Consider the following 20,863-nt stretch of genomic DNA (forward strand, 5'->3'; position numbering starts at 1 on the left):
CCGAGTGGTGGGGCAAGAGCGTTTTGCTTACTTTTGCGCTTTTCAAAAGTGAGCCGCCGTCAGGGCGGAACCCTAAGTGGCCGTTACCTAAATAACGGATATGTACGCGGTCAAATCCAACATCCCGGTCGGCAGTCAGGCCGCCTTCGCGAGCAAGCCCGCTCCCACAGTTTGATCGCGGGGCGTCAGATAGATAGGGGCCGGCTGTGAGGCCGTCATCGCAGGCAAGCCAGCTCCCACAGGTGATCGCATTTCAATGTAGGAGCGGGCTTGCCCGCGATGGCGTCAGCCCAGGCGACACAAGGCTTAAACCATCCCACCCAGCTTCAGCTCGCTTTTCAGATAGGCATAGTAAATCGGCCCCGCCACCACCCCCGGCAGGCCGAACGCTGCCTCAAACACCAGCATCGCCAACAACAACTCCCATGACTTGGCACTGATCTGCCCGCCGACGATTCGCGCGTTGAGGAAGTACTCGACCTTGTGGATCACGATCAAATAACCCAGTGCCGCCACCGCCACCCAGATCGACAGCGACAGCGCCACGATGGTGATCAGCGTGTTGGAGATCAGGTTGCCAATCACTGGCAGCAGACCGAGCAGGAAGGTCAGCACGATCAGGGTCTTGGTCAACGGCAGGTGAATGCCGCATAACGGCAGCACCACTGCCAGGAACACCGCGGTGAAGGCGGTGTTGAGCGCGGCGATCTTGATCTGGGCGAACACGATATTGCGAAACGCCTGGACCAGCAGGTGCAGGCGGTCGAACAGCGCGGCGGCCAAGGGTTTGCGCTTGGTCAGGTCGGGCACGCGCTGCAAGGCGATGATCGCACCCAGCACCATGCCGATCAGCAAGGTGACGAACATGTGGGCGGCGTCTTTGCCGACCAGTTGCAGTTCGCTCAAGTGCTTGCTTAGCCAATCGCCAATGGCCACGCGAAACTCCGCGGCGCTGGCGGGCAAATAGGCGTCGATGGACGGCGGTAATTGACCGCGCGCGCGGTCGACCACGCCCATGAATTTGTCCAGGGAAGCCCCGGGGTTTTCCGCTTCGTGGAGCAGGAAGCTGATGGCGCCAGCGAAGATCAAGGCCAACACGCTGACGATCAAGGTGCCCAGCAAGGCCACCGCCAGCCAACGCGCGCGCCGGCCTTCGATCAGGCGTTGCAGTTGAGGGGTGAGCATGTTGACCAGTTCATAGACCAACAGGCCGGCCAGCAGACTGGGCAGCAATTTCAGCGGCAGTACCAGCAGCAACCCGCCGAAAATGATGATGTAGCTGGACAGCAACAACACATGACGCTGAGAAAACGTTGGCATACAGCCTCAAAACAAACGGCGTTGAAGGATGTTGTAGGAGCGAGCTTGCTGTGGCGAGGGAGCTTGCTCCCGCTGGGCTGCGAAGCAGCCCCAAACCATTGAGCCGGTGTGCACCAGGCATACTCGTCTGTTCGGTTTGGGAGCGCTTCGCGCTCCAGCGGGAGCAAGCTCCCTCGCCACACTTGCTCGCTCCTACAAAGGGGCTGTGTGCGAGTGTCGCAGCCTTCTATGGCCCGGGGCTATTATTTCTTCAGGCAGGTGCTCATGAATGTCTTACGCGCATCACCGGTCAACGCCTTGGTTTTCGCCGACGCATTGCAGTCTTTCATCTTCTGCTGCTGCGGGGTCAGGGTCTTGGCGTCGTTGGCGGCAGGTGCCGACAGGCAGGTCTTCATGAAGGCCTTACGGTCATCGCCCTTGAGCGTCTTGGTGGTGGCCTCGGCATTGCAGGTGGTCATTTTGTTCTGCTGGGCAGTGGCGGCAAAACCCTGGGCACACATCAGCAGGCCCATCATCAACAACGGAATACGCAGCATCTTCATGGAGTTTTCTCCCTGTTACCGTGCCGACGGGCACGGCCTACAGCGCAGTGTAGTCAAAACCTGTTACAACTTCACCGGCCACGAATATTCGCCCGCCGGTATTGCTCCGGCGTGCAGCCGGCGTGGCGTTGGAACATGGCGATAAACGCCGAGGCGGTGCTGTAGCCCAGATCAAACGCCACGTGTTGCACACTGCGGTCGCTGTCCAGCGCCTCGATGGCCGCCAGGTAGCGCAGGCGCTGGCGCCATTCGCCAAAGCTCATGCCCAGCTCGCGCACAAACTGGCGCGCCAGGGTGCGCTCGCTCACATGCACCTGCTCGGCCCATTGCGCCAGAGGGCGGTTGTCTCCCGGCTCTGCCTGCATGCCCTCCAAGACCCCAAGCAATCCCGGGTGGCGGGCGTAGGGCAGGAAGCAGTCGTGGACCGGCGCCTGCCTGAGCTGGTCCACCAGCACCTGGGCCAGGCGGATGTCGGCGTCGGTGCGCGGTGCATTGACATCGCGCAGGGCGAAATCCTTGAGGATCGCCTTGAGAATGTCGCTGATCGCCAGCGTGCAAGGCTGCTGTGGCAACTGCTCGCACAGCTGCGGCGCCAGCCCTACGGAGTGGTAGACAATCGCCTCGGCATTGTAGGAGCTGTGCTCGGTATGCGGCGGCACCCACACCGCGTATTGCGGTGGCGACATGAAGCGATTGCCCGCCACTTCCATGCGCATCACACCGCTGGCCGAGTAATCCAGCGAGCCCCAGGTGTGCTGGTGCGGGGTGCATTCGGTGTCCGGGGCAAAATCGGAATACCGAAAGTACACCGGGCTTGGCAGGCGGGCAAAATCGGGCAGGCGCACGGTATGTCGGGACATATTGTCTGGATTCAGCGCTCAGTTGTCTGGATCGCAGTATAGGCTTCGATCCAGACAGAGGATAATCCTGCCTCGTCAACACACTGGATTTCTTTTCAATGCAATACGCGTATCCGCTGCTGGCTATCTTTATCTGGGCCGGCAACACCGTGGTCAACAAATTGGCCGTGGGCTCGATCTTCCCGGCTGAAATCGGCTTTTACCGCTGGCTGTTCGCTGCGTTGCTGTTCACGCCGTTCATGCTCAAGCCGGTGATCGCCCACTGGCCGCAGATCCGCCCCAACCTGGGCAAGATCTTTATCCTCGGCGTACTCGGCATGGCGGTGTATCAAAGCCTGGCCTACTACGCCGCAACGCTGACCAGTGCCACCAACATGGGCATCATCCTCTCGCTGATGCCACTGATGGCGTTGACCGCCGCGATTATCAGCCTCGGCCAACGCCTGACCTTTGGCGCGCTGACCGGCGCGGTGCTGTCGTTCGCAGGCGTGGTAGTGGTGGTGTCGGCCGGCAGCCTGGGCGCCTTGCTGCAACATGGGGTCAACCTGGGCGACGGCATGATGCTGGTGGCGACCCTGGCTTATGCGGTCTACAGCACCCTGCTGAAAAAATGGCAACTGCGCCTGCCGCCCTTGGTGCTGCTGTATTTGCAGGTGCTGGTCGCGGTGGTGGTGCTGCTGCCGCTGTATCTGTTCTCGGCCAAGGCCGGTTTGGGCTGGGCGAATATTCCGCTGGTGCTATATGCCTGCCTGCTGGCTTCGATGCTGGCACCGCTGGCGTGGATGCACTCGGTCAAGACCCTGGGGCCAAGCCGTACCACACTGTTTTTCAACCTGCTGCCGTTGATTACCGCGCTGATTGCAGCCGTGGTGCTGAAGGAGGAGTTGGCGCTGTATCACCTGGTGGGGGGCTTGCTGACCCTGGGTGGAGTAATTCTGTCAGAGCGTTGGACCACACCGGTCAGACGCCCTCAGGACACATCCTGTTAAATCCGATAAAACTTTTCGCCTGGCCCGGGACTCACAACCAATAGCGATCACGCCGGCAGAGCGTGGCGTACAACCGGATTAGCCCCAGGAGATTGAAATGACTGAAGCACGATTGACTGACGTTGCAACCCTGCGCAGCCGCGCCCGCCAGAACGTCGAAAACGGCGCCGTGACCGAAGGCTATGACGCCGACCGCGAAGAAATCATCCGCCTGCTCAACGAGTCGCTGGCCACCGAACTGGTCTGCGTGTTGCGCTACAAGCGTCACTACTTCATGGCCAACGGCCTCAAGGCCAGCGTGGCTGCTGATGAGTTCCTGGAACATGCGACCCAGGAAGCCGAGCACGCTGACAAACTGGCCGAGCGTATCGTGCAACTGGGCGGCGAGCCGGAGTTCAACCCCGACCTGCTGTCGAAAAACTCCCATGCGCAATACGTGGCGGGCAACACCTTGAAGGAAATGGTCTACGAAGACCTGGTGGCCGAGCGGATCGCGGTAGACAGCTACCGCGAGATCATCCAGTACATCGGTGACAAAGACCCGACTACCCGTCGCATCTTCGAAGACATCCTGGCTCAGGAAGAAGAACACGCCGACGATATGGCGGATATTCTGCAGGATCTGTAATAACTAACACCGCAACATCCCCCTGTGGGAGCGGGCTTGCTCGCGATAGCGTTGGATCAGTTGATAAATCATTGACTGATACTCCGCTATCGCGAGCAAGCCCGCTCCCACAGTTACTTCACGGTCTTGGGCGCCTTGCCTTCCTTCATCTGTTGCAGCAACGGTGCGCACTCATTGGGCTCGCCACCGCTTGGGGCAACCAAGGCGAGCAAGCCAGCAGCAGGCCCGGCGATCACGCCGAGGGCGACCATGCCCGCACCGCGTAGCGCCAACGGAATGGCTTTCACGCCAGCATTGGGCTTGATGAAAGGTCCATTGACGTAGAGCGGTGAACGCAGGGAGAACAGGCGAAAGCCCTTGGATTCCGGCGTGATGGTCAGGTCCAACTGCTCGGTGGCCATATTCGCGGTGCCGTCGATGTAGATGATCGCGTTCTCGGTATCGAACACAACCAGCCGCGTGGTCGCCAGGCCAGTCTTGATGCCGAAGTCCGCCGCTGCGCAGTTGATCTTCACTTCCTCGTCGCCGAACAGGCGGCCGACCACGTAGTTGCCCACGTTGAGCCCGGCGATTTCCATCAGGCTTCGGCTGATGGCGCCATCGTTGATGAGCATCTTCAGGTCACCGTTGGACGTGCCCAACAGTGCCGCCACCGAGTTGCCGCGCCCGGAAATATCGGCATCGCCGTTGAGTTCACCGAAGCTGGTTTTCATCGGTTCGAAAGTCGGGAACAGCTGCTTGAGCTTGAAGTTGCGCGCCGTCAGCTTGGCGCGGCCCTCCATCGGCGTAGTGCGGCCGTTCAAGCGAATCTGCGCATCGAGCTTCCCACCGGCCACGCCAAAGCGCAGGGGTTCAAGGCTCAGTTGGCCGTCGTTGAGCACCAGGTGGGTGTAGAGGTCGGTAAAGGGCAAGTCGGCACTGTGCACGATACGCTTGCCGGTGAACTCCACATCGGCATCCATCTCGCGCCAGCGTTCGGTGCGGAACTCTTCAACCGGCAGCACTTTGGTCGCCGGTTGCTTGCTTTCACCGCCACGGGCTTTTTGCTCGGCATTGGAATCTGCGCCAATCAGCGGCGCCAGGTCATCCATCAGCAGTTGGTTGGACACCAGCGCGCCGCTGAGCTTGGGCCGTGGCTGGCTGGCAACATAGGCCAGGTCGCCGTGGATGTCGCTGTTGCCGATCTTGCCGTTGAAGTTCTCGTAGCGAAAGGAGGCGCCGCTGGCCTCATGCAGTTTGGCGATCAGGTGGCCGTCAGTGGAATAGGCCGGCGAATCCGGCAGGGTCACGCCGGTCAACGGATAGAGATTGCCCAGGCTGCTGCCCGACAGTTTCAGGCGCAGGTCCAGGGCACCGAGGTTCAGCGGGTCGGTCAGGGTGCCGGCCAGGGCGATGCTGGTATCCGCGATCTTGACTTGGGCTTGCAGCGGGAACGGCTTGGCCGCGTCCTGCAAGGCCAGCAAGCCACCGATCTTGCCCGTGCCCGCGAGTTTCTGGCCGTGGTACTGGCCTTTGACCTTGAGGCCGAACGCGTAGTCCTGGGGCGCCGAGCCTTTTTCCAGGGCTTTTTTGGCATCGGCATCGCCGACGATTTCACCGAAGGGAATCGGCTTGCCCAGCGGGTCGATGATCACATCCAACTGGGTCTTGAGGCTTTGATCGTCAAGGGTCACATGGCCTTTGTCAAAGCCGATGGCGCCAATATCCACCACCCAATTGGACGGTTCGGCGTTGGGGTCCTTGGGGTCGAACTTGAACGTCCAGTTGGCGCGGCCATCAGCCAGGCGCTGCAACTGGGCACTGGGTTCGGTGAGGTCGATGCGCGGGATCACCACACGCTGCACCAGCAAGGCCAGGGGCGAAATGCGCAGCTCAACCTTCTTGAGCGTGACCATCTGCGGTTGTTTCGACCAATCGGGGTTCCCCAGAGTCAGGTCTTCGGCAATCACATGGGGCCACGGCACCCAGGCGCGCCAGCCGCCTTCATCGGGCTCACGCTGCCACACCACGGCGAGGTTGCCGTTGATGGCGAACGGACGATGCAGTTCTTCGGAGACCTTGGCATTGAGGGGCGGCTTGATGCGGTTCCAGTCGAAGAACACCAACACCAGTACCACGATGGCAATCAACAGAACGAAGCTGGCGCAGCTCCAAGCGAGAATTTTACGAGTGCGCGTCATTGCACAGGACTCCTGAATACGACTGGCTGGGCAACAGCCTTTTAAACAGCTTATAGGACTACGACTGGCAAAGTGCCTGGGGGTTTAACGCAACCGCGGATTTAACCGAAAAAAGCGATTTTCCTGATCAACCAGACAATATTCCCCATCGACGACGCACCATTGTTACCCGGGTTCGTGTCGAAAATACCCACATCGGTGCAAAGCCGCGGGCTTGAGAGGCTCGATCTAGAGCCTCCGGCGAGAACAATCAATTCTGTTGATTATTACCATTGTGTTTATGAACTTTTATATCGACTTATCAAGGGTAACATTAGCCCTGTACCCACTTTATCGCCCTCCCTAGGAGCAACCATCATGAAACGCCAATTACTCGCTACCGTTCTGTTATCTGTCCTGGCTTCCAGCGCTTTTGCCCTGCCAGCTGCCGAACAGGCCACCCCGCAGAACAAAGCTCAAGCCGTGCAAACCAGCCAAACCGTGGCTCGCAGCGGTTCGCAAGAAGACGAAAACCGTGATTACGCCAAAGGCGCGGTAGCTGAAAATGGCTACAACCGCCTGCAAGAGAAAGGTCTGGTCGAAGGCGGTGCTGAACAAGCCAACAAACGCGCCTACACCGAAGGCGTTGCTGAAGGCGGTGCCGACCGTCTGCAAGAACTGCATCAAGCACAGAGCTAAGCCTGTGGTGGCCCAGAAAAAAGCCCGATCTGCCGATCGGGCTTTTGCTTTTATATAGAACGCGTCACGCCCCGCCCCTGCCAAGTTCGACGCCGGCAAAGCGCTTTTGCTAGAGTGCGTCGCTGTACTTGCCGACAAAGCTCATCCGCTCATGCTGCCCCGCGCCGAACAGAAGCAACAGACCCGCCTCGCCCTGATGGACGCAGCCCGCCATCTGATGGAGTGTGGCCGTGGGTTTGGCAGCCTGAGTTTGCGCGAAGTGGCCAAGACCGCGGGTATCGTGCCCACCGGTTTCTATCGCCATTTCGCCGACATGGACCAACTTGGGCTGGTACTGGTAAGCGAGGTCGGCCAGACCTTTCGCGCCACGATCCGCCTGGTGCGCCACAACGAATTCGTGATGGGCGGAATCATTGATGCCTCGGTGCGCATATTTCTCGATGTGGTTTCGGCTAACCGCTCTCAGTTCCTGTTCCTGGCTCGCGAACAGTACGGCGGCTGCCTGGCCGTGCGCCAAGCCATCGCTGCCCTGCGCGAAGACATCACTCGCGACCTGGCCGCCGACCTGACACTGATGCCCAAACTTCAGCACTTGGATGCCGAAGGTTTGCACGTGATGGCCGACCTGATCGTCAAGAGTGTGTTCGCCACCCTGCCCGATATCATCGACCCACCGGCCCACGCCTTGCCGGCCCACCTTACGCCCCAGGCGAAAATCACCCAGCAGCTGCGCTTTATCTTTATCGGCCTTAAACATTGGCAAGGGCTGGGCAGTACCGAGTAAGTCAATCAACCCGCCGTGTGGAACCGTTTGGCGGTGGTGTAGTGCTTGTTCCAGTAGCTATTGCTCAATGAATCGATACGGATGGTTTTGCCGGTGCGCGGCGAATGGATGAATTTGCCCTGGCCGATATAAAGGCCGACATGGCTGACCTGGCCCCGCCCGTTGCCTTTGAAAAACACTGCATCCCCTGGCTTTAAAGCACTGCGTTTGATGGTTGTCGCCGATGAACGGTGCATGGCGGCAGTGGTGCGGGGTAGCTGGATATTGGCTTGGGTCTTGAACAAGTACACCAGGAAGCTACTGCAATCGAAGCCCTGCTCTGCCGATGTGCCGCCCCACTTATATGGCGTACCCAGTAACTCATGGGCGCGGTCAATGACATCGTCGATAGAGGCCGGCTTGATGCTTTGCAGCGAAGAGCTGAAGGTGGCGCGGGGTTGAAAATTGGCCTTTGCCGATGAAATAAAGCAGGTCAGGCTGACAAGGCATACACAAAAAATTGATCGAAGCATGATGAACGTCGCGGTGGAATTAAACAGGCCGCATAGCCTAAAGAACCCGCAGGTAATCTCATGAGCTCCAAATCCTGATGACTCGTAGGAAAAATCCTAAAAAACACCAACAAAGAAAAAGATGAAAGAAACTTCATCAAACTGAGCGGCGCCATCAACGCAGAATGCCCCTCCCCGGTGCTATAAACCTCGGCACGCACCAAATTGATACACGCGCGGAAATCATCCGACGCCCTATTGAGCAGCATGCCTGCCTGACTACAGGGAATTCCTACTCGATTCCGTGATTGGCAAGCCCCTTGCTCTAGGTCTTTCATCGCTCACAGTTGGAAGCTCTCTGATGCTGGTGATACACCGCCGAATCGCCCCCCAAGCCCTCTGGGCCGCCGAGTTGCTGCTCAACTTCGAAGCCCGCAGCAAAAGCCGCCTGCGCTGTTTCAGTGCCGACGGTGAAGACGTCGGCCTGTTTTTGGAGCGGGGCCAGCCGCCCTTGCACGATGGTGAATTCCTGCAGGCAGAAGACGGACGCGTCGTACGGGTATGCGCCCGCCCTGAACAACTGCTGCACGTCACCTGCCGCAACGCCTTCGAGCTCACCCGTGCCGCGTATCATCTGGGCAACCGCCATGTGGCCCTGCAAGTCGGTGACGGCTGGCTGCGCCTGCTCGATGACTACGTGCTCAAGGCCATGCTCGAGCAAATGGGTGCCGATGCGCAGACCCTAGAGGCGCCGTTTCAACCTGAGCACGGCGCCTATGGCGGCGGCCATCATCATTCACGGCATGGTGATGAAGACTTCAACTACGCGCCCAAGCTGCATCAGTTCGGCGTGCGTCTATGAACCCAGCCTGGGCGTTGCTGCGCCTGGCCAGTCCGCAACTGCCGATTGGCGGCTACAGCTATTCCCAAGGCCTGGAAATGGCGGTGGACAACGGCCGCGTGCAGGATGCCGCGAGCGCCCGGCGCTGGATCAGTGACCAGTTGCTGCTCAACCTGGCGCGTTTCGAAGCCCCGCTGCTGCTCGCCCACTGCCGCGCAGCCGGCGAACAGGACTGGGCCCAATTGGCGCAGTGGTGCGACGAGCATCGCGCCAGCCGTGAGACCCGGGAGCTGTATCAGGAGAGTCGTCAGATGGGCTATTCCCTGCAACAACTGCTCAACGGCTTGCCGGAACTGGACGACAGCGCCCGTGATTTTCTTGCACAACGCGACGAACCGCATCTGGCCCTGGGCTGGGCCTTGGCCGCGCGCGCCTGGCACATCAACCCCGGCGATGCTCTTGCCGCCTGGCTATGGAGCTGGCTGGAAAACCAACTGGCGGTACTGATGAAAACCCTGCCATTGGGCCAGCAAGCGGCCCAGCGGTTGACCAGCGAACTGCTGCCGCTGCTGCAACAAGCACAGCAGGATGCCGAACGCATTAACCCTAACCATTTGGGCAGCGCCGCTTTTGGCCTGTCCCTGGCGTGCATGGCCCACGAGCGCCAGTACAGCCGCCTGTTCCGTTCCTGATTCTGGAGAAGCACATGAACACACAACCCCTGCGCGTCGGTATCGGCGGCCCGGTAGGCTCGGGCAAGACCGCCCTGACCCTGGCCCTGTGCCTGGCGCTGCGCGATCGCTACAACCTGGCGGTGGTCACCAACGACATCTACACCCGTGAAGATGCCGACTTCCTGGTGCGTAACCAGGCCCTGGCGCCGGAGCGCATCATCGGCGTGGAAACCGGTGGCTGCCCACACACGGCGATTCGCGAAGATGCCTCGATCAACCTGGAGGCAGTGGACCAACTCAACCGCCGTTTTCCCGGCCTGGACCTGATTCTGGTGGAGTCCGGCGGCGACAACCTGTCGGCCACCTTCAGCCCGGAACTGTCGGACCTGACCATCTATGTGATTGATGTCTCTGCGGGCGACAAACTGCCGCGCAAGGGCGGGCCCGGTATTTGCAAATCCGACCTGCTGGTGATCAACAAGATTGACCTGGCCCCGCTGGTGGGTGCCTCGCTGGAACTGATGAACAGCGACACCCAGCGCATGCGCAACGGCAAACCCTTTGTGTTCAGCAACCAGAAGACCGGGGTCGGCCTGGACGACATCGTCGCCTTCATCGAACGCCAGGGCCTGCTGACCGCCGCCTGATCAACTTATAAGGAACCTGTCCATGAGACTCAACAGACTTTTCGCCGCCGCCGCGCTGCTGCTCGCCCCTGCCTTGGCCTTCGCCCATCCGGGCCATGGCGACAATGGCCTGGTGGCCGGTATCAGCCACCCCTTGGGCGGCCTCGATCACTTGCTGGCCATGCTTGCGGTGGGCCTCTGGGCGGCCCAGCAAAAAGGCGCCGCGCGCTGGGCGCTGCCGTGCACCTTTGTCGGCACCATGCTGATCGGCGGGGTGTTGGGTTTCGAAGGGCTGCAATTGCCGGCGCTGGAAAGCGGGATTGCTGCATCGGTGCTGGCCTTGGGCCTGGCGGTAGCGTTGGCGGTCCGGCCGCCGCTGTTCGTGGCCGTGGGCGCCACGGCGTTGTTTGCGCTGTTTCACGGCGTGGCCCATGGCCTGGAACTGCCGGATATGACCAGCCCTTGGGCGTATGCGGCTGGGTTCGTGGGGGCAACAGCCGTGTTGCACGCTGCGGGTTATGCAGTGGTGCGCTTTTTGCCGGCAGCTGCGGCACCCTTGGTGCGAGTGGCCGGGGCTGCTTCGGCGGCGACTGGGGTGTGGTTGCTGGCGGGCTGAGGAAAAGATCGTTCCCACGCTCCGCGTGGGAATGTAGCCTAGGACGCTCTGCGTCCCAAAGCATGACGCAGAGCGTCATAAAATGCATTCCCACGCAGAGCGTGGGAACGATCAGCCTGCTACCATGCGCGCCTACACCCCTGCCGTGACGACGCCAGCCAATGCCCATCGCTTCCCCCTCTTCCCTGACGCCTGTGCTCACGCACTTCCATGACCTGATCGTGCCTCTCTGGCAAGGCCCGGGCTGGAATGCCGACCTGGCGCTGCCCTTTGAGGCACTGGATGCCGATCACCAGCCACTGCCCCCCCAGCGCTATCGCGCCATGGCCTGCGCCCGGCAGTTGTACCTGTTCGCCAGCCTGATCGGCGAACCCGGCGCGGCTTTCGCCGAAGAACGTGCGGCTGCGCTGTTTCGCTCCCTGCAACGGCACTTTCATGATGCCGAACACGGTGGCTGGTTCTACAGCATCGACCCCGCCGGCCAGCCGCTGGACGAGCGCAAAGACCTCTACACCCACGCCTTCATTATCTTTGCCTGCGCCCATTACTGGGCCAAGGTGCGTGAGCCGTTGGTCGAGTCGGTACTCAACGCTGCCCTGGAAGTCGTCGCCCAACGCTTTGCCACCGGTGACGGCTTGTACGAGGCCGTACTGGAGCGCAACTGGGCCTCGCTCGACTCCGGCCCGTTGCAAAACCCGTTGATGCACCTGGCTGAAGGCTTCCTCGCCACCCTCGCGGTGCGTGAGGACGCCCAGGTACAAGCGGCACTGCTGGCACTGGCGACGGCCATGCAGCAACGCTTCATCGACCGCGAGCACGGCGTGATGATGGAGAAACCTTTGGGCGCTGTGGATAACTGGTTTGAGCCGGGGCACCAGTTCGAATGGTTCTTTTTGCTGGAATCTTCAGCTGTGCTGCGCGGCACTGCGCTGCATGAGTCGCTGACACGGGCATTTGCCTATGCCGAGCAAAAGGGTGTGGATAAGTTAAGCGGTGCGGTCAGCGGCATGCTGGCGCTGGATGGCACGGTGCGCGACGGTACCCAACGGATCTGGGCTCAGGCGGAGTACCTGCGGGCACTGACCTTGCGGCCAGGCAGCGAGGCGATGCTGCAGCGTCAATTGCAGGCGCTGCAACAGCGCTTTTTGCATGCCAAGGGTTGGCATGAATGCCTGGATGCCGAGGGTAAGGTGAGCCGACGGGATATGCCGTCGACTACGCCCTATCATTTGGCGACTTGCTATCAGGGTTTGGTCCAGTATCTGGGCTGACCTGCAGGGCTCCATCGCAGGCAAGCCAGCTCCCACAGTTGATTGTGTTCGCACATTTAAATGTGGGAGCTGGCTTGCCTGCGATAGCCTCACCTCGCTCTAACAGACTTTAGGCAATCCACTTGCGGTCGCCCGTAAAACTGATCGTCAACCACCGCGCCGCATCCGCCGCCCCCAGCCCTGTGGATATCTCTTCACGCAGCCCATCGAGGGTGGCGACGTTATCCACCGGGTAATCCGCTGGCAGCACCACATGAATCTCGATAAACCGCGCCCGCCCGTGCTTCTGCACATAGGACACGTAGTCGTCGAAACCATGCTTGGCCTGCGCCGCGTCCATCACCTCGCGGACCTTGTCGTCCAAGTGATCCGGCGCGATCCCCAACACTTCGCGCAGCGCCGGGCGCAGGATCTTGAACGCCGGCGCCAGCATGCTCAGGGCCAGCAGGATCAGGATCAACGGGTCCACGTAGACCGCCCACTCGCCATAGCCCTGGGACTTGAGCAACAGCGCCGCCAGGAAGCTGATCAGCAAGCCCACCGACAGCATCGCGTCCACCAGCCAGCTGATGTTGTCGAACTGGATCAATGACGATTTGAGTGTGCGATTGCGGTAGCGCACATAAAAGAAGTACGCGAACTCCACAACGGTAAATACCGCCGCATAAATGATCACCAGCCCCAACTCGATTTCGCGCCCGCCATTGATAATGCCGAACACCCCATTGAGGAACGCGTAGATGGCGATCAGCAGCAGGAAACTGCCTTCTATCAGCAGCACCATCGGCTCCAGGTGCCAATAGCCGAATTGGAAACGCTCGTTGCTTTTCTTGGCGATCAGCTTGGCCGTGATCAGCATCAGCACCTTGATGGCGGTGGCGATCAGCGAGAAAAAGCCGTCGAACAGAATGGATTGGGCGCCGGATATCACACCCGTGACAATCCCTGCGATCGCGACTGCGAACATCAGGATAGTCGATTGTTTGAGCAGTGCCTGCTCACCTCGGTTACTCACATTGCCTCCTGTCAAAACCTTTAAACCGCTGGGTGCGGTGGGGTTTTCAGGCGGGCAGTGTACCTTATGCCGCATTTTGACCGATTTGCCGCCACTGATCGTTCCCACGCTCCGCGTGGGAATGCATCGCATGACGCTCTGCGTCACCAGCAGAAAGCGGGGCGCAGAGCGCCCCCGGCGGCATTACCACGCGGAGCGTGGGAACGATCAGCGTGTGTGGCGCAGGCGCTTAGCCCTTGGCCCCACGCTCAATCGCAAACCCAGCCCAGGTCTGGCTCACCGGCATCAGCTCCAGGCGGTTGATGTTCACGTGCGCCGGGGTGTTCATCACCCAGAAAATCGTATCGGCAATGTCCTGCGGCTGGATCGGCTCCGCACCTGCGTAGGTGGCGTCATAACGCGCCTGGTCACCGCCGAAGCGCACCAGGGAGAACTCGCTTTCACACAAGCCCGGCTCGATATTGGTCACGCGCACGCCGGTGCCTTGCAAGTCGCAGCGCAGGTTCAACGAGAACTGCTTCACGAACGCCTTGGAGCCGCCATACACATGGCTGCCGGGGTACGGGTAGTTACCGGCGATGGAACCCAGGTTGATGATCCCCGCACCGCGGCCATGGGCAATCAGGCGCGGCAACAGCAGGTTAGTGGTGGTCAGCAGGCCCTTGATGTTGGTATCGACCATGGTTTCCCAATCGTCGAGGTCGCACTTGGGCGCAGGGTCGGTGCCCACGGCCAGGCCGGCGTTGTTGATCAGGCCGCGCAGCGTGGCGAACGACGCCGGCAGGTTGGCGATGGCCTCCTCCATGCCTTTGCGGTCGCGCACATCCACCACCAGGCCATGCACTTCGGTCTGCTTGGAAAGCTCTTCGACCAAGGCGTTCAAGCGCTCGGCACGACGACCAGTGAGCACCAGTTTCCAACCGGCCTCGGCAAAGCGACGGGCACAGGCTTCGCCGAAACCTGAAGTAGCGCCAGTGATAAACAGCGTGTCGGACATGGTGTTCTCCTTGCGGGCATCGGGGAAAAAAACAGCCAGCAGAATGCCCTTACGCCGCGTTTGCGGCAACCGCCGTGCACACACACGCATGCCTGGCTGATCATTTTTTAACCAATCCTCGCAAAGCCTTATAAACCGTAGCTTGCAGCCATATACGCGCAGGTTATCCACAACTGCGCCCACAGTCTTTGGGGGCAAGTGCAAACGGCTCAAAGCCGCTGTGTACAAGGGTTGCAGGCGGTTTTATAAAGTTTTTTGCTTGACCTGGGCGAGCGCCTATGTAGCCGCTGACAAATGCAGAAAAACACAACGATGGCTCCAGGCCAGTCATTCCGGCCCCTGCGCAAGTCTTTCCAGAGTTTAGTCACAGACTTATCCACAGGCTGGAAGGACTTATTTCGTTCATATACCTGTGTCTTTAAACAGGTTGACAAACCCTTGAGACGGTCGCGAAAAACACCCTGATCGAAAAACAACCAACACGCTACAAGCCACGTGGTTAAAGGCTTTCAGCCAGCTACTCCCACGTTACCCACAGCCGGTTCCACAGTGGATGGGGACAAGTCAAAACTGTGACAAAACAGGGATTTGCGGCGGCTATATGTCGCGCTTTTGAGGTGGGCTGGATTTGTTTTCCACAATTTGGTGGAGGGCTTGTTGACATCGCAAAAACAAATGTGGGAACCGGCTTTGGGTGGGCGCTGGCTTGCCTGCGATGCGGCCACCTCGGTATGTCAGCTAAACCGAGGTGATGCTATCGCGGGCAAGCCCGGCTCCCACATAAGGCCCGCTTCCCACAGGGTTGATGCGCCTGGATCTTGGGTCAGTGACCGCCCAGGTAGGCGTTGCGCACTTCCTCGTTCACCAGCAACTCCTTGCCGGTGCCTGTCAGGCGAATCTCACCATTGACCATCACATACGCCCGGTCCGACAGGCGCAGCGCATGGTTGGCGTTCTGTTCCACCAGGAAAATGGTCATCCCGGTGGACGCCAGCTCGCGCAGGGTGGAAAAGATCTGCTTCACCACAATCGGCGCCAACCCCAGGCTTGGCTCATCGAGCAGCAACAGCTTGGGCCGGCTCATCAGCGCACGGGCGATGGCGAGCATTTGTTGCTCACCACCGGACATGGTCATCGCCCGCTGGTTGCGTCGCTCCTTGAGCCTGGGGAACAGCTCGAACATGCGTTGCATGTCCTCGCTGGCGAACTTGTCGCCAATGGGGATGGTGCCCATCAGCAGGTTTTCCTCGACGGTCATGTCGGGGAACACCCGCCGCCCTTCCGGCGACTGCGCAATGCCGTTGGAAGCGATGTAGTGGGACGACTTGTGAGTAATGTCGACGCCGTTGTAGAGGATCTGCCCCGACTCGGCCCGAGGCTGACCGAAGATCGACATCAGCAACGTGGACTTACCCGCGCCATTGGAGCCGATCAGGCTGACGGTTTCGCCTTCGTTGATGTGCAGCGAGACTTTTTTCAGGGCCTGGATCGGGCCGTAGAACACGTCCAGGTCCTTCATTTCGAGGATAGGTGCGCTCATACCAGCTCCTCTTCGTCCGCGCCCAGGTAGGCGGCGATCACTTTTGGGTCGTTGCGGATCGCATCCGGGCCGCCTTCGGCGATCACGTTGCCGTGGTCCAGCACCACAATGTGGTCGGAAATACTCATCACCATGCCCATGTCGTGTTCGATCAGCACCACCGTAAGGTCGTGTTCGTCGCGCAGCAGGCGAATCATCGCGCTGAGGGCTTCGGTTTCCTGCGGGTTGAGGCCCGCTGCCGGTTCGTCCAGGCAGATGATCTGCGGCCGCGTGCACATGGCGCGGGCGATCTCCAGGCGGCGCTGCTGGCCGTAGGAGAGCTCGCCGGCCAGACGGTTGGCGCAGTCCACCAGGTCGACCACTTCCAGCCAGTAGAACGCGCAGTCCAGCGCATCGCTTTCGGCCTTGCGGTAGCCCTTGGTGTTGAGGATGCCGGCAAGCATGTTGCGGTTGACCCACATGTGCTGGGCCACCAGCAGGTTTTCCAGCACCGACATTTCCTTGAACAGGCGAATGTTCTGGAAGGTGCGGGCCAGGCCGGCACGGTTCACCAGGTGGGTGCCGCCGAACATCTTGTAGTAAACGCGGCTGAGGAAGCTTTTGGGCGACACGAAGTCGGTGGCCTCAAAGCGCTCGCCGAGCAGTTGGATCACGTTGGTTTGCTTGCCGCGCACGTTGAGCTCGATCTTGCCGCCACTGGCTTTGTAGAAGCCGGTGAGGCAGTTGAACACCGTGGTCTTGCCGGCGCCGTTGGGGCCGATCAGGGCGAAGATCGAGTTGCGTTCAACCTTGAGGCTTACATCGCTCAAGGCTTTGATACCACCGAAGTGCATCATCAGGTGTTCGACAGACAGCACGACTTCCTTGCTCATGGCGCTACCCCTTTGCGTGGCGTCACACCGGTACGGCTAATCCGAATCAAGCCACGCGGTCGCCAGATCATCATCACCACCATCAACACCCCAAACAGCAGCACGCGGTACTCGGAAAAACTACGCAGCAGTTCCGGCGCCACGGTCAACACGAACGCTGCGATCACCACGCCAACCGTCGAGCCCATGCCGCCCAACACCACAATGGCGAGGATCAACGCCGACTCGAAGAAGGTAAACGACGACGGGTTGACGAAGCCCTGGTAGCTGGCAAAGAACACCCCGGCCAAACCGGCGGTGGACGCGCCGATGGTGAAGGCTGAGAGTTTGACCAGCACATGGTTCAGGCCCATGGAACGGCAGGCGATTTCATCTTCGCGCAGGGCTTCCCAGGCGCGGCCGACCGGCATGCGCGTCAGGCGATGCTTGATGTACAGCACGGCCAGCACCACCAGAAACAGCACGATGTAGATGAACATGAACTTGATGTTGGGGTTGTAATCGATGCCGAAAAACTCGTGAAACGGAATGCCGCCATCCTTCGCACGCTTGCCGAACTCCAGGCCCAGAAAGGTCGGTGACGGCACGGGCATACCGTTGGGGCCACCGGTGAACGACAGCCAGTTGTTGAGCACCAGGCGAATGATTTCACCAAAACCCAGGGTCACGATGGCCAGGTAGTCACCGTGCATTCGCAGCACCGGGAAGCCGAGTATGCAACCCGCCAACGCCGCCGCGATGGCCGCCAGTGGCAGGACCGTCCAGAAGCCCAGGCCCAGGTATTGATAACCCAGCGCCAGGCCGTAGGCACCGATGGCGTAGAAGGCCACATAACCCAGGTCGAGCAGGCCCGCCAGGCCCACCACGATGTTCAGGCCCAGGCCGAGCAACACGTAGATCAGCCCCAGGATCACCACGGTGAGCAGGTATTTGTTGGCGAAGATCGGAAACACGATGGCGATCACGATCAGCGCCGGGATGATCCAGCGCAGCCGCGACTTGTAGTCCGGTGGCAGCACGTGCACGCCGGAGCCGCTGCTCTCGAACCCCTGCAGGATCTTCACGCCCTTGGGTGTTTGCAGGAACAGGCTGAGGGCAAAGCGCCCGGCCATCACGATGGCGACCAGCACGGCAACCCGCGCAGGTTCCAGGTTGAAGCTGTAGCCGTCGAGCACCACGCCGACAATCGGGCCGAACACGATCAGCGAAATCAGCCCCGCGAGTACCGTATCGACCACACTTTTCTTGATATCAATGGATTTGGCAGCAGACATGTTTACACCTTCGCCACGAGTGGGCGACCAAGCAGGCCCTGGGGACGGAAAATCAGAATCACCACCAGCAGGGAGAAACTGAACACGTCTTTGTAGTCAGAGTTGATCAACCCCGCGAACAGCGACTCGGAGATACCGAGGATGATCCCGCCCAGCATCGCCCCAGGCAGGGAGCCGATGCCGCCGAGTACCGCCGCGGTAAACGCCTTGATGCCGATGATGAAGCCGGCATAGAAGTCGAAGGTGCCGTAGTTGAGGGTGATGAGCACGCCGGCCAGGGCGGCCATGGCGGCACCGATGACAAACACGTAGGAGATCACGCGGTCGGTGTTGATGCCCAGGATCGAGGCCATCTTGCGGTCTTGCTGGGTAGCGCGGCACATGCGGCCGAGCTTGGTGTATTTGATGATGTAGGTGAGCAAGGCCATGCCGGCAAAAGCGGCGACCAGGATGAACACTTTGGTGTAGGTCAGTTGCACGAACCCGGTGCCGATATCGACGCGCCAGGCGCCGGCCAGCAGGGTGGGAATGCCTTGTTGCTTGGCGCCCTGGGCGATCTGCGCGTAGTTCTGCAGGATCAGGGAGATACCGATGGCGCTGATCAGCGGTGCCAGGCGGGTGGAGTTACGCAGGGGTTTGTAGGCGACACGCTCAATCACCCAACCGTACACGCCGGTGACGACCACGGTGAAGATCAAGGTACCGAGAATGAGCAGCGGGAAGGATTCGATGCCGAAGTAAGCCAGCAGTGCCAGACTGATCGCCGCGAGGTAAGCGGAAATCATATAAACCTCGCCGTGGGCGAAGTTGATCATGCCAATGATGCCATAGACCATTGTGTAGCCGATGGCGATCAGGCCATAGACCGACCCGAGGGTCAGGCCGTTGACCAGTTGCTGCAGGAAAATACCATCCATAACGCAATCTCACGCGGTGAGCACCTGCACACCGGTGGGTGTGCGGCGCTTCTGGAGGAAAAGACAGGTTTGTTGCAATGGAGCAGGCAACCACGCCCTCTGTGGGAGCTGGCTTATGTGGCGAGGGAGCTTGCTCCCGCTGGGCTGCGAAGCAGCCCCAAACTGGGCAATCGAGATACATCAGATGTATTTCGGTAAGCGGTTGGGAGTGCTACGCACTCCAGCGGGAGCAAGCTCCCTCGCCACAGCAAGCCCCCCTAACCTTAGGCCCGTGGTGCTTGTACTTACTTCTGCTTTTCCAACTGATGGTATTTGCCGTCTTTGTCCCACTGGTAAACCACGTAGTCAGAGACTTTCAGGTCGCCCTTGGTATCCCAGGCTTTTTCGCCCATGACGGTTTTAACCGGGTTGGCCTTGAGCCACTTGGCAGCGTCTTCGCCCTTGTTGGACTTGGCACCGTTGAAGCCGGCGGCCAGGGCCTGGATCGAAGCGTAGGCGTACAGGGTGTAGCCTTCAGGCTCGGTGCCGTTCTTGCGGAACTCTTCCACCACGGTCTTGCTGTCTGGCAGCAGGCGCGGGTCGGCGCCGAAGGTCATGTACACGCCATCGACGTACTGCGCACCACCTGCGGTGGACACCAGCTCGTCGGTGACCACGCCGTCATCGGACATGAACTTGACGTCTTTCAAGCCCGCTTCGCGGATCTGGCGCACCAGTGGGCCGGCTTCCGGATGCAGGCCGCCGAAGTACACGACGTCGGCGCCCAGGGAGCGGATCTTGGTGACCAGGGCGCTGAAGTCTTTCTCACCTCGGGTCAGGCCCTCTTCCAGCACCGGCTTGACGCCGCGCTTGGTCAACTGGGCGGCGGTGGCGTCGGCCAGGCCTTTGCCGTAGGTGTCCTTGTCGTTGATCACCGCGACTTTCTTGCCCTTGAGCACGTCGACGATGTAGTCGCCGGCGACGATGCCTTGCTGGTCGTCACGCCCGCACATACGGAACATGGCGCCCAGGCCGCGTTCGGTCACTTGTGGGTTGGTGGAGCCTGGGGTGATGGCGATGATGCCCGCTTCGTCGTAAACCTCAGACGCCGGGATGGTGTTGGATGAGCAGAAGTGCCCGACCACACCGATCACTTTGTCCTGGTCGGCCAGGCGGTTGGCCACGGCCACGGCCTGCTTGGGCTCGCAGGCGTCATCGCCCGCCACCAGCTTGATCTGCTCACCGTTGATGCCGCCGGCCTTGTTGATAACGTCGGCTGCCGCCTGGGCACCCTTCATGTACTGCTCACCGAAAGCGGCGTTGGCACCCGTCATCGGGCCCGCCACACCAATTTTCACATCAGCTTGAACAAACGTAGAAACACCCAGCGCCGCAGCAACGGCGAGGGCCAGAAAACCTTTCTTGTAAAACGTCTGGGACATGAGTGGTGCTCCGATATTTTTGATTTTTGGCACGACAACTTGCATTCAAACCTTTCACCGAAAGCTCAGAGCAAGCCGCGTGCCATTACTTTTTTATTCTTCAAAAAGACACGGTGTCATTGTTATTACAGGCGTTTCGACGCCTTTTGCCAGGACGTGCAACCGTCTAGCGTCTAGAGGTGCAACCAACACTTCAAAAAAGTACAACCCTGGCAGGTCGCACCTGCAACCACAGGCATAAACGACAGTTCCTGCAGCTGTAACAATGTGCGTAACGGAACTGCACATTTACAGTGCGTGATTGCTACGACTTGCACCAATACAGAT

21 protein-coding genes are annotated in these 20,863 nt (G+C 60.1%); 9 read left to right on the forward strand and 12 right to left on the reverse strand.

Annotation, left to right across the window (positions count from 1 at the left end):
- Positions 1-306: 306 nt before the first annotated feature.
- From AC1RAC_RS23565 to AC1RAC_RS23575, 3 genes are all read right to left on the reverse strand, one after another.
- Entirely contained in the window at positions 307-1,320 is a 1,014-nt protein-coding gene (locus tag AC1RAC_RS23565; RefSeq protein WP_003188124.1) for an AI-2E family transporter, read from the reverse strand.
- A 242-nt stretch (positions 1,321-1,562) separates the two neighbouring features.
- A complete protein-coding gene (locus AC1RAC_RS23570) occupies positions 1,563-1,862 on the reverse strand; it encodes a PsiF family protein (RefSeq protein ID WP_072445911.1) in 300 nt (99 codons plus the stop codon).
- A gap of 71 nt (positions 1,863-1,933) precedes the next feature.
- Complete coding sequence (locus tag AC1RAC_RS23575) at positions 1,934-2,722, reverse strand: AraC family transcriptional regulator (protein WP_034125676.1); 789 nt, start codon at positions 2,720-2,722, stop codon at positions 1,934-1,936.
- A 98-nt stretch (positions 2,723-2,820) separates the two neighbouring features.
- On the opposite strand from AC1RAC_RS23575, the gene AC1RAC_RS23580 reads away from it, so the two are divergent.
- Positions 2,821-3,711, forward strand: coding sequence for a DMT family transporter (locus tag AC1RAC_RS23580; protein ID WP_034125675.1), 891 nt, complete (start codon positions 2,821-2,823; stop codon positions 3,709-3,711).
- Between the two features lie 97 nt (positions 3,712-3,808).
- Entirely contained in the window at positions 3,809-4,339 is a 531-nt protein-coding gene (locus AC1RAC_RS23585) for a ferritin-like domain-containing protein (protein ID WP_034125674.1), read from the forward strand.
- Between the two features lie 113 nt (positions 4,340-4,452).
- Here AC1RAC_RS23585 and AC1RAC_RS23590 read toward each other — a convergent pair whose 3' ends face one another.
- Positions 4,453-6,519, reverse strand: a complete 2,067-nt coding sequence (locus AC1RAC_RS23590) for an AsmA family protein (protein ID WP_492617034.1) — start codon at positions 6,517-6,519, stop codon at positions 4,453-4,455.
- 357 nt (positions 6,520-6,876) lie between these two features.
- On the opposite strand from AC1RAC_RS23590, the gene AC1RAC_RS23595 reads away from it, so the two are divergent.
- Complete coding sequence (locus tag AC1RAC_RS23595) at positions 6,877-7,197, forward strand: hypothetical protein (RefSeq protein ID WP_003188116.1); 321 nt, start codon at positions 6,877-6,879, stop codon at positions 7,195-7,197.
- A 151-nt stretch (positions 7,198-7,348) separates the two neighbouring features.
- Positions 7,349-7,981, forward strand: coding sequence for a TetR family transcriptional regulator (locus AC1RAC_RS23600; protein WP_003188114.1), 633 nt, complete (start codon positions 7,349-7,351; stop codon positions 7,979-7,981).
- Positions 7,982-7,986: 5 nt separating this feature from the next.
- Here the strand turns inward: AC1RAC_RS23600 and AC1RAC_RS23605 are convergent, their stop codons facing one another.
- Positions 7,987-8,493, reverse strand: a complete 507-nt coding sequence (locus AC1RAC_RS23605; RefSeq protein ID WP_034125672.1) for a C40 family peptidase — start codon at positions 8,491-8,493, stop codon at positions 7,987-7,989.
- A 340-nt stretch (positions 8,494-8,833) separates the two neighbouring features.
- On the opposite strand from AC1RAC_RS23605, the gene ureE reads away from it, so the two are divergent.
- The 5 genes from ureE to AC1RAC_RS23630 all read left to right on the forward strand — a co-directional run bounded on the left by ureE (position 8,834) and on the right by AC1RAC_RS23630 (position 12,500).
- On the forward strand, positions 8,834-9,334 hold the full coding sequence (gene ureE / locus AC1RAC_RS23610; protein ID WP_034125671.1) for an urease accessory protein UreE: 501 nt from the start codon (positions 8,834-8,836) through the stop codon (positions 9,332-9,334).
- On the forward strand, positions 9,331-10,005 hold the full coding sequence (locus AC1RAC_RS23615) for an urease accessory protein UreF (protein WP_057977780.1): 675 nt from the start codon (positions 9,331-9,333) through the stop codon (positions 10,003-10,005). The genes ureE and AC1RAC_RS23615 overlap by 4 nt, the downstream gene beginning before the upstream one ends.
- Positions 10,006-10,019: 14 nt before the next feature.
- A complete protein-coding gene (gene ureG, locus AC1RAC_RS23620; protein WP_003188109.1) occupies positions 10,020-10,634 on the forward strand; it encodes an urease accessory protein UreG in 615 nt (204 codons plus the stop codon).
- 22 nt (positions 10,635-10,656) lie between these two features.
- Positions 10,657-11,229 carry a HupE/UreJ family protein gene (locus AC1RAC_RS23625; protein WP_034125669.1) on the forward strand — a complete coding sequence of 191 codons (573 nt, stop codon included), beginning with the start codon at positions 10,657-10,659 and terminating at the stop codon, positions 11,227-11,229.
- A 161-nt stretch (positions 11,230-11,390) separates the two neighbouring features.
- Positions 11,391-12,500, forward strand: a complete 1,110-nt coding sequence (locus tag AC1RAC_RS23630; protein ID WP_313042470.1) for an AGE family epimerase/isomerase — start codon at positions 11,391-11,393, stop codon at positions 12,498-12,500.
- A gap of 109 nt (positions 12,501-12,609) precedes the next feature.
- Here the strand turns inward: AC1RAC_RS23630 and AC1RAC_RS23635 are convergent, their stop codons facing one another.
- The 7 genes from AC1RAC_RS23635 to AC1RAC_RS23665 all read right to left on the reverse strand — a co-directional run bounded on the left by AC1RAC_RS23635 (position 12,610) and on the right by AC1RAC_RS23665 (position 20,536).
- Positions 12,610-13,515 carry a cation diffusion facilitator family transporter gene (locus tag AC1RAC_RS23635; protein ID WP_003188105.1) on the reverse strand — a complete coding sequence of 302 codons (906 nt, stop codon included), beginning with the start codon at positions 13,513-13,515 and terminating at the stop codon, positions 12,610-12,612.
- Positions 13,516-13,744: 229 nt separating this feature from the next.
- A complete protein-coding gene (locus tag AC1RAC_RS23640; protein ID WP_034125868.1) occupies positions 13,745-14,512 on the reverse strand; it encodes an SDR family oxidoreductase in 768 nt (255 codons plus the stop codon).
- An 823-nt stretch (positions 14,513-15,335) separates the two neighbouring features.
- Positions 15,336-16,052 carry an ABC transporter ATP-binding protein gene (locus AC1RAC_RS23645; RefSeq protein WP_005784287.1) on the reverse strand — a complete coding sequence of 239 codons (717 nt, stop codon included), beginning with the start codon at positions 16,050-16,052 and terminating at the stop codon, positions 15,336-15,338.
- The gene (locus AC1RAC_RS23650; protein ID WP_005784285.1) at positions 16,049-16,924 is read right to left on the reverse strand and encodes an ABC transporter ATP-binding protein; all 876 of its coding nucleotides are present in this window, start codon (positions 16,922-16,924) and stop codon (positions 16,049-16,051) included. Before AC1RAC_RS23650 ends, AC1RAC_RS23645 begins: the two co-directional genes overlap by 4 nt.
- Complete coding sequence (gene livM / locus AC1RAC_RS23655) at positions 16,921-18,198, reverse strand: high-affinity branched-chain amino acid ABC transporter permease LivM (protein WP_003188100.1); 1,278 nt, start codon at positions 18,196-18,198, stop codon at positions 16,921-16,923. The genes AC1RAC_RS23650 and livM overlap by 4 nt, the downstream gene beginning before the upstream one ends.
- A gap of 2 nt (positions 18,199-18,200) precedes the next feature.
- Positions 18,201-19,115 carry an ABC transporter permease subunit gene (locus AC1RAC_RS23660; RefSeq protein ID WP_034125666.1) on the reverse strand — a complete coding sequence of 305 codons (915 nt, stop codon included), beginning with the start codon at positions 19,113-19,115 and terminating at the stop codon, positions 18,201-18,203.
- A 284-nt stretch (positions 19,116-19,399) separates the two neighbouring features.
- Positions 19,400-20,536, reverse strand: coding sequence for a branched-chain amino acid ABC transporter substrate-binding protein (locus AC1RAC_RS23665; RefSeq protein ID WP_034125665.1), 1,137 nt, complete (start codon positions 20,534-20,536; stop codon positions 19,400-19,402).
- Positions 20,537-20,863 lie beyond the last annotated feature (327 nt).

This window comes from Pseudomonas sp. GW823-FHT02F05, from assembly GCF_058797315.1.

Coding starts and splice junctions, on each gene's coding strand:
- AC1RAC_RS23605 (WP_034125672.1), bottom strand. CDS start 8,493: ATGCTTCGATCAATTTTTTGTGTATGCCTTGTCAGCCTGACCTGCTTT.
- AC1RAC_RS23590 (WP_492617034.1), bottom strand. CDS start 6,519: ATGACGCGCACTCGTAAAATTCTCGCTTGGAGCTGCGCCAGCTTCGTT.
- AC1RAC_RS23640 (WP_034125868.1), bottom strand. CDS start 14,512: ATGTCCGACACGCTGTTTATCACTGGCGCTACTTCAGGTTTCGGCGAA.
- ureG (WP_003188109.1), top strand. CDS start 10,020: ATGAACACACAACCCCTGCGCGTCGGTATCGGCGGCCCGGTAGGCTCG.
- AC1RAC_RS23645 (WP_005784287.1), bottom strand. CDS start 16,052: ATGAGCGCACCTATCCTCGAAATGAAGGACCTGGACGTGTTCTACGGC.
- AC1RAC_RS23580 (WP_034125675.1), top strand. CDS start 2,821: ATGCAATACGCGTATCCGCTGCTGGCTATCTTTATCTGGGCCGGCAAC.
- AC1RAC_RS23585 (WP_034125674.1), top strand. CDS start 3,809: ATGACTGAAGCACGATTGACTGACGTTGCAACCCTGCGCAGCCGCGCC.
- AC1RAC_RS23570 (WP_072445911.1), bottom strand. CDS start 1,862: ATGAAGATGCTGCGTATTCCGTTGTTGATGATGGGCCTGCTGATGTGT.
- ureE (WP_034125671.1), top strand. CDS start 8,834: ATGCTGGTGATACACCGCCGAATCGCCCCCCAAGCCCTCTGGGCCGCC.
- AC1RAC_RS23630 (WP_313042470.1), top strand. CDS start 11,391: ATGCCCATCGCTTCCCCCTCTTCCCTGACGCCTGTGCTCACGCACTTC.
- livM (WP_003188100.1), bottom strand. CDS start 18,198: ATGTCTGCTGCCAAATCCATTGATATCAAGAAAAGTGTGGTCGATACG.
- AC1RAC_RS23600 (WP_003188114.1), top strand. CDS start 7,349: ATGCTGCCCCGCGCCGAACAGAAGCAACAGACCCGCCTCGCCCTGATG.
- AC1RAC_RS23625 (WP_034125669.1), top strand. CDS start 10,657: ATGAGACTCAACAGACTTTTCGCCGCCGCCGCGCTGCTGCTCGCCCCT.
- AC1RAC_RS23595 (WP_003188116.1), top strand. CDS start 6,877: ATGAAACGCCAATTACTCGCTACCGTTCTGTTATCTGTCCTGGCTTCC.
- AC1RAC_RS23575 (WP_034125676.1), bottom strand. CDS start 2,722: ATGTCCCGACATACCGTGCGCCTGCCCGATTTTGCCCGCCTGCCAAGC.
- AC1RAC_RS23665 (WP_034125665.1), bottom strand. CDS start 20,536: ATGTCCCAGACGTTTTACAAGAAAGGTTTTCTGGCCCTCGCCGTTGCT.
- AC1RAC_RS23615 (WP_057977780.1), top strand. CDS start 9,331: ATGAACCCAGCCTGGGCGTTGCTGCGCCTGGCCAGTCCGCAACTGCCG.
- AC1RAC_RS23650 (WP_005784285.1), bottom strand. CDS start 16,924: ATGAGCAAGGAAGTCGTGCTGTCTGTCGAACACCTGATGATGCACTTC.
- AC1RAC_RS23565 (WP_003188124.1), bottom strand. CDS start 1,320: ATGCCAACGTTTTCTCAGCGTCATGTGTTGTTGCTGTCCAGCTACATC.
- AC1RAC_RS23660 (WP_034125666.1), bottom strand. CDS start 19,115: ATGGATGGTATTTTCCTGCAGCAACTGGTCAACGGCCTGACCCTCGGG.